Annotated in this window: 11 protein-coding genes and 1 pseudogene; 3 read left to right on the top strand and 9 right to left on the bottom strand. The window is 65.5% G+C overall.

From position 1 onward, the window contains the following. The 3 genes and pseudogenes from KBZ04_RS11770 to KBZ04_RS11760 form a co-directional block, all read right to left on the bottom strand. Positions 1 to 370 (bottom strand): annotated as a pseudogene (locus KBZ04_RS11770) (histone deacetylase); the annotation flags it as partial. After that, positions 352 to 669 carry a DUF1830 domain-containing protein gene (locus KBZ04_RS11765; RefSeq protein ID WP_254992106.1) on the bottom strand — a complete coding sequence of 106 codons (318 nt, stop codon included), beginning with the start codon at positions 667 to 669 and terminating at the stop codon, positions 352 to 354. The pseudogene KBZ04_RS11770 and the gene KBZ04_RS11765, both read right to left, overlap by 19 nt. A 107-nt stretch (positions 670 to 776) precedes the next feature. Next, positions 777 to 1079: a hypothetical protein gene (locus KBZ04_RS11760; protein WP_254992105.1), complete on the bottom strand. Its 303-nt coding sequence runs from the start codon at positions 1077 to 1079 to the stop codon at positions 777 to 779. 187 nt (positions 1080 to 1266) lie between these two features. Between KBZ04_RS11760 and KBZ04_RS11755 the strand changes: the two genes are divergently transcribed. Beyond that, the gene (locus KBZ04_RS11755; protein WP_254992104.1) at positions 1267 to 1698 is read left to right on the top strand and encodes a DCC1-like thiol-disulfide oxidoreductase family protein; all 432 of its coding nucleotides are present in this window, start codon (positions 1267 to 1269) and stop codon (positions 1696 to 1698) included. Positions 1699 to 1723: 25 nt separating this feature from the next. On the opposite strand, the gene KBZ04_RS11750 is transcribed toward KBZ04_RS11755, so the two are convergent. The 3 genes from KBZ04_RS11750 to KBZ04_RS11740 form a co-directional block, all read right to left on the bottom strand. Continuing rightward, complete coding sequence (locus KBZ04_RS11750; RefSeq protein WP_254992103.1) at positions 1724 to 2356, bottom strand: M23 family metallopeptidase; 633 nt, start codon at positions 2354 to 2356, stop codon at positions 1724 to 1726. A 134-nt stretch (positions 2357 to 2490) separates the two neighbouring features. Continuing rightward, positions 2491 to 3198 carry a hypothetical protein gene (locus tag KBZ04_RS11745; RefSeq protein WP_254992102.1) on the bottom strand — a complete coding sequence of 236 codons (708 nt, stop codon included), beginning with the start codon at positions 3196 to 3198 and terminating at the stop codon, positions 2491 to 2493. Then, positions 3195 to 3698: an RDD family protein gene (locus tag KBZ04_RS11740; RefSeq protein WP_254992101.1), complete on the bottom strand. Its 504-nt coding sequence runs from the start codon at positions 3696 to 3698 to the stop codon at positions 3195 to 3197. The genes KBZ04_RS11745 and KBZ04_RS11740 overlap by 4 nt, the downstream gene beginning before the upstream one ends. Before the next feature lie 76 nt (positions 3699 to 3774). Here KBZ04_RS11740 and KBZ04_RS11735 point away from each other — a divergent pair, with 76 nt between their 5' ends. Together KBZ04_RS11735 and KBZ04_RS11730 are read left to right on the top strand one after the other, a co-directional pair. Beyond that, on the top strand, positions 3775 to 4032 hold the full coding sequence (locus tag KBZ04_RS11735; RefSeq protein WP_254992100.1) for a hypothetical protein: 258 nt from the start codon (positions 3775 to 3777) through the stop codon (positions 4030 to 4032). 47 nt (positions 4033 to 4079) lie between these two features. Continuing rightward, complete coding sequence (locus tag KBZ04_RS11730; protein ID WP_254992099.1) at positions 4080 to 4484, top strand: hypothetical protein; 405 nt, start codon at positions 4080 to 4082, stop codon at positions 4482 to 4484. A 3-nt stretch (positions 4485 to 4487) separates the two neighbouring features. Here the strand turns inward: KBZ04_RS11730 and KBZ04_RS11725 are convergent, their stop codons facing one another. From KBZ04_RS11725 to KBZ04_RS11715, 3 genes are all read right to left on the bottom strand, one after another. After that, entirely contained in the window at positions 4488 to 5114 is a 627-nt protein-coding gene (locus KBZ04_RS11725; RefSeq protein ID WP_254992098.1) for a methyltransferase family protein, read from the bottom strand. A gap of 38 nt (positions 5115 to 5152) precedes the next feature. Then, positions 5153 to 6118: a transglycosylase SLT domain-containing protein gene (locus tag KBZ04_RS11720; RefSeq protein WP_254992097.1), complete on the bottom strand. Its 966-nt coding sequence runs from the start codon at positions 6116 to 6118 to the stop codon at positions 5153 to 5155. A 14-nt stretch (positions 6119 to 6132) separates the two neighbouring features. Beyond that, positions 6133 to 7901: amylosucrase (locus KBZ04_RS11715; RefSeq protein ID WP_254992096.1), on the bottom strand; the 1769-nt coding region annotated here is incomplete at its 5' end.

The following is a 7901-nucleotide window of genomic DNA, read 5'->3' as shown; positions in this document are numbered from 1 at the left end:
CCATGACGGCCTCCACCGCCGCCAGCACACCGCCGGCGGCCAGCCGGGCGGTGCGCTCGGAGAGGGCACTGATGGCCGTATCTCCGGTGGAGAGCTGGTCGCGGCCCGCCAGGATGTCTTCCTGAACCCGCTGCAGGTACTGCGGGGTGTGGCAGCGCAGCAGCTCCCGCTCCGTGGCCGGGCGCGGAGAAATCAGCTGACACCGGCCCAGCAGACCGGCGCGCTCCAGCCCCTGGATCACGGCGTCAACCCGGGCGGGAGATTCCGGATGCCAGGCCCCTGGGGCGTGCTCCCGGTAGGCGGCACTGCAGACAAGGCCGGTGCGGGGGCCTGAAGTTGATGGGTGTGGCTTCAGTGGGGCAGCAGGCACACCGAGCTGGCATTCCCCTTGACCCCCACCGCTCGGCTCGGGACCTGGGGCAGCCATTCAGGACGGGGCAACACCCCATCCTGCTGCATGGCCATGGCATCGGCGGAGAGTTGCTCGGTGAGCACGACGCCCAGCGAATCCCTCGCCCAGACCTCCACATCACTGGCTGGGGGGCAGTGGAAGGTGAGCACCTCGAAGGGGAACACCACCCTTTCCAGAAAGAAATCGTCCGGTCCACAGCAGCGGATGATCCGCATGCGTTCGGAACAGTTGCGATAGCTACAAAGTAAAACGTCCATGGCGCCTTCTATCCCGTCCCTGACATCCACACACGGACCGCGCTGGATGTCAGTGACCGATGCGACGAAGGCTGGGCAATGAGTGTTTGTACTGCGTCCGGAACGGCTCAGCTGCGGCGCAGCCAGTTCGGCGCACCGGAGAACCAGTCGCCCAGATCGTCCCGACCGGGATTGAAAGGCCTGCTGTCACTGGATTCCCCCAGATCCATCTGCACCATGAAGCGTTCGAGATCCGTGTCCGGCTCCCCCCGCTGCTGGGTCCGCTGCGCCCGTCGCAACCAGCTCCAGACACTGGCATCCCGGTCAGCGAACTTCTGAACATAGATGCGCTCGCTTAAACTGATTGGCCGGGAATCGGCAATTCTGCCGATGATGTCCTGCAGCCGCAGACGGGTGCTTGGTGTAAGCATGTTTCGATCATCCAGTGGCAGAAGATCTAGCGGTTCTGATGAATCGGATGGTGCCGATGGCCACAGAATGCGGTGACCTGTCAGGACTTGCCGAAAGTCAGCCGGGGGCACCCCTGCACCGTGGAAGCTCCGCCGGCGCCAGAATCGAAGCCTGAATCAGGGCACCGAAGTCCCAGGCGTTTCTCCCATGCCCACCCCCTCTGCGCTGAGCGCCCCCTCCGCACGATCGCCGGGTCCGGAGCAGCCCCTGCTGCTCGTCTACGACGGCGGCTGTCCGTTCTGCCGCCATTTCGCCCTGGGCAGTGAACTGCGCAGTGGAATCGCCAACCTGCGCATCGTCGACGGGCGGGCCGACACCGACCTGCGCCGGGACCTGCGGGCGCGAGGGCTGCCGTTGGAGGAAGGGGCGGTTCTGCTCCAGGGTGAGCGGGCCTGGCATGGGGCCGAGGCGGTGCGACACCTGTGCGGGCTGATGCGCCCCAGCGATCCCCTGCTGCGGTTGCTGGTGCCCCTGTTCGACGGGCCCTCCCGCAGCGAACGGCTCTACCCGCTGCTGCTGGGGGCTCGGCGCCTGGCCCTGGCCTGGAAGGGCCTGCCGCTGGATCCCGACCGGCCCTGAACGGCAAGGCCAGGCGGGGAGGGCCTCAGGGGAGCGGCGGCAGGGGGGCCCGCCCCGCCACAGAGGCTCCGGTTCCGATCGGTTGCAACAGGGGGGAGGGGTCCACCGCCACCAGTCGCCCCTGCCGCCTCTGGCGCCATTCGAAATGCAAGTGGGCCGTGCTGGCCGATCCGCTGCTGCCCACCCGCCCAAGGCTCTGCCCCGCGGCCAGGGTGTCACCCGGCAGCACCGCCACATCCAGCAGGTGGGCATAGAGGCTCTGCCAACCCAGGCCATGGTCGACCACCACGAGCAGCCCGTAGCCACCCACCTCATCCACCAGGCGCACCGTGCCCGGCAGCACGGAGAACACCGGTGTGCCCTCCGGGACGATCAGGTCAAGGCCGGTGTGCATCCGCCAGGCCTTGCGGGAGTCGGCCAGCCGCCAGCCGAAGGAGGCCTGTTCCGTGGGCTGTTGCCCCAGGGGGTAGCCCAGAGCCCCGGCCAGCAGGGCCGGCACCGCCCCGGCTGCCGCCGGCCGGTAGCGGGCGCGCAGCGACTCCGGCAAGCGGTCGTTCTGTCCCAGATCCCCCACCGGCACCTCCAGGGGAACCTCCGTCGGCCGGGGCGGCAGCTCACCCGTGGCCAGCACGGGCAGTGGCAGCAGCGACAACGGCACCAGGCAGGGCAACGCCAGTGCGTTCAGGACGCGTCGAAACCGGGAGGCCATCCGTCTGCTGCATGGAGCCGTGCAGGCCTTGGTAACGCCCCGAAGGGTTGCTGCCAAGGCACCGCCGCCGCTGGGGGGACAGCTCAGCTCGCGGGCGGAGTCTCCTGGCTCTCCGCCAGGATCACGGTCGCGTTGGCGATGGCGGTGTCCATCACGATCCGCAGGGCCAGACAGGGATCGATCACCTCCCGGCCCATGGTGATGGCCTTCTGGGCCAGCAGGCCGTAAAGGATCGGCCATTCCGCCGGATCGGGGCAGAACCGCAGCACCAGCGGCAACAGGGCTGGCCAGAGGCTCGGCAGTGACTGCAGGGAGTCCGGAGACGGCAGGTGCCGGCTGGGCACCTGCGGCACTCCGAAGGTCTCCTGGCCCAGGCTGTCCATGCCGTGACGCCACAGCGCCAGCGGGTCCGGCAACGCCGTGCAGCCCGCCTGATGGGCGGCGGCAGCGGCCAACCCCCAGGTGGAGTGGCGCTCCTGGAACAGTCCCTGGGCCAGGCCCTCACCCACGAGAAAGGAGCCCCCGTCACGGGTGCCGACCACGTGCAATCCCTCCGGCTCCGCCAGGCCAGCCGCCCGGGCGCGGGCCGTCAGGCTGGCCTGCCAGGCGTAGCCGGCCAGGGCACCGCACACGGCCAGGAGCGATTCGACATGCACGCCCCTGTCCGTGGCCATGGCCTGCAGCAGCCGGCGGCTGACCTCTTCGGCGCCGATCCTGGCCCCCACCAGGGGGTCCTGGGCCCGGCGGGCGGCGATGGCCTCATCCAGGGGATCACGGGAGGGCGCTGTCATGGCCAATGACGGGGGGCAGGAGATCCAGCATCAGCATTCCCGACCGGCGTCGGGGCCGTGGTGGACTGGGGATCCCGGCGTGGGAGATGGACCACCACGGTGTCGGCGAGTTTGTCGTGCCAGGCCTGGCGGCGAGGATCCCACAGCACCCAGAAGAACCCCAGCAAGAGGGGCACGGTGGACAGGAGATAGCCGAGGTAACGCAGGCACCACTGGCGCAGACTCGGCTCACCGCCGGAGTCGGCATCCACGATCCGCAGGCGCAGCATCAACTTGCCGGGGGTGCCCTGCTTCCAGCGCCAGAAGAAGATCACCAGCAGCGCTGAGAACAAAGTGCTCAGTACAAGAACAGCCGTTTCGCTGGGAAGCACAGCGAGAAGCAGGGGAAACGGTGCAGTGATCAGCAGCATCAGCACCGAATCGATCAGCGAGGCTGCCGTGCGAATTCCGAATCCGGCATACACCTCGGCCGGGGCGGGGCAGGAAACACGACTGGCCATGGCGCCATCTTCCCGTGGCGACAGCACGAACGACCACAGCGGTGTTAGGACAGGTTGGATTTGCTCCCGTTGGCCCATGCGAGCCCTCTCGTTCTTCTTTGCCCTGATGGTGGGTCTGGTCCTCGCCTTTTTCGCCCCGGCGATGGCCGGCGGGCGCGCTCAGGCCCCTGAAGCGATGATGGCCCCTGACGTTGCCGGGATCAGCAGCGAATCCAGCGATCTGCTGGCCGCCAATGGCCAGAGTGCCGATCAGTTGGCTGCCGACCTGCTGGCCGAACTGACCATCGATCTGGCCCCCGCCCTCGACGCCGCCTCCCTCGACGCCTCGGTCTGAGGCACGATCACCCAACCAACGCACCGGCCGAGCTGGCTCCTGAACCCATGGCCCGCTCCCTGCTCGACCCACGCGTTTCCCTGGTGTCCCTTCGCCCGGCAACCGCCCGCAGCGCCGGCGATGAAGGCCCCCAGCCCGCCCGGAAAAAAGGCTTTGCCATGCCCGGTTCGGGTGGCAAAGCCAAACCGTCCGGAACCAAGGGACGGCGCAAGAAAGGCACGGGCCTGTCAGCCGCCGACCATGGTCCCCTCGGCCGCAGCCCAGGACTGGAAGCGATCGAGGCCCGTTCCAGACTGGGCCTGGCCCTGGCGGGTCGGCTACGGGAATCGGACGTGACCCTGGCCTGGAAGCGGGCCGCCGCCGAACATCACCCTGACCGGGGCGGCCGCCACGACACCATGCAGGCGGTCAATGGGGCCAGGGATGTGTTGCTCGGTCGCGGCCTCAGCTGACGTCTAGATGACACCCGGCACTAACCACCAGCTGCTCTGGCGGTAGGCCTCGAAACCGGGGTAGCGCTCCGCCATCGCAGCCTCCTTCCGGATCATCCGGGGCAGATATAGCGCCAGCACCGAAGCGGGCAGAAGCCAGGCCCAGGGCGAACCGGCGATCACCGCGAAGCTGCTGTAGCGCAGCAGGTCGCCCAGATAGTTGACATGGCGGACGCGACGCCAGGCACCGTCCGCCACCAGGGTGGCGCCCAGCTCCTTGGCCGTTCCTTTCTGCACATCTGCTGCCGTGTTGAGGAGCGATCCGAAGATGTAGAAGATGAGCCCCAGGGCGATGGTCAGCGGCTGCAGGGGCTGGTCGTTGGCCATCGCCAGCCAGCCCGGCAGGGCATAGAAGACCCCGACATAGAGCACGACCACGGCGGCCTGCAGCGGCCCAACCACCTCGGTGAACAGCTGGCGGGAACGCCAGGGGAACAGCTGCTCTTCGAGCAACCACCAGAGGCAGTAGCTGAGATGCAAGGAGAGGTAGATCACCACCCTGGGAGACTCAAGCCCCAGCACCAGGGCCGGGATCAGCAGCGCCACCATGGTGGTCACCTTGGCGATGTTGATCGCTTGCAGCTGGGTCATCCAGGGCCAAAGGCGGCCGTCCATGCTGGCAGGGGGCTTCAGCGTCCGGGAGGGGTCGACGCAGGGAAGCGCTTCAGGTAGGTGGTGACCGGCAAGGGCCTGGGCTGGTTGTACCCCACCGGCAGCCAGAGGTCACCGGCGGCGGAGTTGTAGTGGATCTCCCAGTGGTAGAGGCCTGTGAACGCCTGGGGGTCCTGGCGGAGCAGCTCGGCGTAATGCAGCACACCCCTCACGTAGCGGTTGCTGTTGTTGTACCCCCAGAGCCCCTTGCGGATGTCCTTGAGCCCCCCCCGGCGCACCAGATAACGGGCAGCGGCATGGATCGCATCCTCAGGGTCGCGGATGTCGCCCCGACCGATGCCACGCTCGGCCCAGGTGCTGGGCAGGAACTGCATCGGTCCCCTGGCACCAGCGACGGAAACCCCATCGATGCGGCCCATGCCCGTTTCCACCAGATTGACCGCGGCCAGCACCTCCCAGGGGATGCCGGTGGCGGCCGCCGCTTCGCGGTAGTAGCGCAGCAGATGGGCCGCGGGCTCCGGTGGAATGATCCGCCAGGCCGGCACGACGGCCGCACGCGGCCCACTCCGGTGCATGGCCAGGAACTCGCGGCGGGCCGCCAGGTGACGGTTGAGGACACCCTGCCAGGGGACGGGGAGGAACCCACGCACCCGGACGGCCAGGGCTGGATCGGTGGCGAGACGGCGGTAGATCACCTGCTGGCGGTGGGCCAGTTCCGGCAGCTGATCGGGCGGTGTGGCCGTCGAACGCAGGGCCGGCTCCAGGGTCGCCAGCTCGGCGGCAATGGCGGCAGGATCCTGCGGCAGACGGGGGTAGGCACGGGGCACCGCGGTCGGTGTCGACGGCAGGGGCAGCGGCTGGTAGGGGGCCTCAGGGGCACTGGGGGGCCGCTCCAGCGTCACCGTCGTCACGGCCACGGCGGCGGAGGCCAGCAGGAGGGTCAGCAGTACGGGGGTGACGACGCGCATGGGCAGTGGGACCATCGGGCGTGGGGGCTTCAGGTCTTGGTCAGCCAATAGAACTGGTAAGCCTGCAGCACGATGCGGCTGGAGGACTGGGACGGACTCCGTCCGGAGTGGAGATCGATGAGGCGGTCGTGGCTGCTGAAGACCGAGGGCACCAGGCTGTCGAGGTCGAAGAACTGCGGTTGGTTGTTGACGTTGGCCACCACCAGGACCAGCTCCGAAGGCCGCAGGTGATTGAAGCGTACGAAGGCCAGAAGGTGCTGATTGTCGAGCTGAAGAATCTCACGGTTATTGAAATCAGCAAAGGCAGAGATCTCCTTGCGGATGGCAATCATCTTCTTCATCGCTGAAAAGATGGCATACTCCACCGTTCCCTGCTTCCTTCTGAGCTCTGCCTTGGCCCAGTTGATCTTCGGACGGTGCACCCAGCGGCTGTCATTACACTTGCTTGGATCGTCGTAAAAGCTGTAATCGTTCAGGACACCCAGGGCATCGCCGTTGTAGACCAGTGGAATGCCACCGAAGGAAAGAATGATTCCATGCATCAGCAGGATGCGGCTGATGGCCGTGGCGATCAGCTTCTGATCCTTCGACTCCAGCGCCGACTCCAGGCCCACCAGGGAAGCAAGCGATCCACAGATTCGCGCGTCCCCGGTGGTGTCGTTGGGCATGAAGGCAAGACCCCGGGGAATCGCATCGAAATCTCCCTTGAAGTAATCGATCAGGAAGCGACGGTGGGCCCGGGGTTCATAGCCCACTTGCTCGATGTCTTTGTCATCGAAGCCGAAGCCGATGTCATCGTGACAGCGAACATAGTTCAACCAGGTGGCCCGCTCGAGTTTGTTCGGCAGACTTTTGAGACCCTGCGACAGCAGCTTGGTGTTTCGGGTGGCCACGCTGTCCCACAACAAGGCCATCAAAGTGGCGTTGTAGGCGATCTCACACTCCTTGGCCACGATCGCATCTTCGCCAAAGTACTTGGTGATCTCGGTGGGCGCCACGATCGCCTCAGCAATGAACAGCACGCCGGGCGCCGTCACCTGGCAGCAGTCCTTCATCAGTTGCAGGATCAGATGGGCTTTGCGTTCGTTCTGGCATGTGGTGCCAAGCTTTTTCCAGAGAAAGGCAACGGCGTCGAGACGCAGAACATCGACTCCCTGGTTGGCCCAGAACAACAGCACATCCAGCATTTCAATGAAAACAGCTGGATTGGAGTAGTTCAGATCCCACTGGTAGTCATGAAACACCGTCATGACCCATTGGCCCATCTCTTCATTCCAAGTAAAATTACCGGGGTCGGACTCTGGAAAGACTTCGGGCATGCTCTGCTCGAAGACGTCAGGGATATCCCTGCTGTCATAGACATAGTAATAATCCCGAAAGTGTTGCTCTCCCGCAATCGCCCGCTTTGCCCACTCGTGCTCATCCGAAGTATGGTTCAGAACAATATCCAATACCAGCAGGATGCCTCGCCCCCTGAACTCATCAGCGATATGGCGAAGATCCGCGATCGTACCGACCCTCTCATCGATCTCGCGAAAATCACTGATCGCGTAGCCACCATCACTTTTCCCAGCTGGGCACCTCAAGATGGGCAGAATATGTACCATATTGATGCCAAGCTCTTGAAAATAGCCAATTTTGCTTTCCAGATCTGGAAGATTCTCCGCAAAGCCGTTGGAGTACACAGCCATCCCCACCCACTTCTGAGAAAGGAACCAGTTGTAGTCATCCTCCCTCTGAATATCGAGAGACTCCAGTTCCCGTGCTCGATTGATGTAGCCACGCGCCATCGTCTCAA

Origin of the sequence: Cyanobium sp. N5-Cardenillas, assembly GCF_024345515.1 — a bacterium.
In the GTDB taxonomy this organism is placed as follows: Bacteria; Cyanobacteriota; Cyanobacteriia; order PCC-6307; family Cyanobiaceae; genus Cyanobium.
Note: the sequence above shows the minus strand (reverse complement) of the source record. Positions and strands in the feature narration are given on the sequence as shown.

Coding starts and splice junctions, on each gene's coding strand:
- KBZ04_RS11765 (WP_254992106.1), bottom strand. CDS start 669: ATGGACGTTTTACTTTGTAGCTATCGCAACTGTTCCGAACGCATGCGG.
- KBZ04_RS11760 (WP_254992105.1), bottom strand. CDS start 1,079: ATGCTTACACCAAGCACCCGTCTGCGGCTGCAGGACATCATCGGCAGA.
- KBZ04_RS11755 (WP_254992104.1), top strand. CDS start 1,267: ATGCCCACCCCCTCTGCGCTGAGCGCCCCCTCCGCACGATCGCCGGGT.
- KBZ04_RS11745 (WP_254992102.1), bottom strand. CDS start 3,198: ATGACAGCGCCCTCCCGTGATCCCCTGGATGAGGCCATCGCCGCCCGC.
- KBZ04_RS11740 (WP_254992101.1), bottom strand. CDS start 3,698: ATGGCCAGTCGTGTTTCCTGCCCCGCCCCGGCCGAGGTGTATGCCGGA.
- KBZ04_RS11735 (WP_254992100.1), top strand. CDS start 3,775: ATGCGAGCCCTCTCGTTCTTCTTTGCCCTGATGGTGGGTCTGGTCCTC.
- KBZ04_RS11730 (WP_254992099.1), top strand. CDS start 4,080: ATGGCCCGCTCCCTGCTCGACCCACGCGTTTCCCTGGTGTCCCTTCGC.
- KBZ04_RS11725 (WP_254992098.1), bottom strand. CDS start 5,114: ATGACCCAGCTGCAAGCGATCAACATCGCCAAGGTGACCACCATGGTG.
- KBZ04_RS11720 (WP_254992097.1), bottom strand. CDS start 6,118: ATGGTCCCACTGCCCATGCGCGTCGTCACCCCCGTACTGCTGACCCTC.